This window comes from Mycobacterium sp. E1715 (assembly GCF_001667625.1).
Classification (GTDB): Bacteria; Actinomycetota; Actinomycetes; order Mycobacteriales; family Mycobacteriaceae; genus Mycobacterium.
Genome location: NZ_LZJJ01000086.1, coordinates 1 through 806 on the forward strand (window position 1 = coordinate 1; position 806 = coordinate 806).

Consider the following 806-nt stretch of genomic DNA (forward strand, 5'->3'; position numbering starts at 1 on the left):
GTCAAGCTCAGCCAACAGCCGGTCGACGTCGGCCGGGTTACGGACGAACGACAAGTCCACCAGGTCGGCCAGTTCGACCACGACGAGATCAGCTCGGCCGGGTCGTCGCACCGGCGCGGGCGTGGATGACCTCGATCGAAGAACCCGCCAACCCGCCGGAACCGGGCATGACCGTGTTCACGGTGCCGGTGCGGTGGCTCGCCGGCCGCCGTCCGGGCGACATGCTGGTGCTCCGGGACGCGCGAGGGTCCCAACGGCGCCTCGTGCTCAACGACGGCACCGAGCCCACGGGACGTGGCTTCGTCGTGACGACGCAGCAGACCACCTACCTGGTGACGGGGACGGTGCTGACCACCGAAGACGAATCGGCGCGGGTGGGTCCGCTCGCCGCAGCGGAGCAGAGCTTGGTGGTGCGCGCCGGAAGCCTTCTGCAACTGACCCGCGACTGTTCACCGGCGCCGGTTGGCGGTGGTCAACCCGCCGCGCGCATCGGTTGCACGCTGCCCGAGGCTTTCGACCATGCCCGGGCGGGGGACGCCGTTTACTTCGACGACGGCAAGATCGGCGGCCGCGTCGTGTCCGTCGCTCGCGACGTGCTCACCGTGCGCATCGACCGCCCGGAGCAAGGGGAGGCCCGACTGAAGGCGGGCAAGGGCATCAACATGCCCGACACCGACTTGCCGATCTCGGCGATCACCGACCGTGATGTCAGCGATCTCGCCGCCGTGATCGAACTGGCCGACCTGGTGGACTTGTCGTTCGTCCGTAACCCGGCCGACGTCGACCGGCTGTTGGCTGAGCTTCCC

General features: G+C 69.2%; 1 protein-coding gene. It reads left to right on the forward strand.

What is annotated here, in order from left to right; translation table 11 throughout:
* Positions 1-125: 125 nt before the first annotated feature.
* Positions 126-806: pyruvate kinase (locus tag A9X03_RS04735; protein WP_231975349.1), on the forward strand; the 681-nt coding region annotated here is incomplete at its 3' end.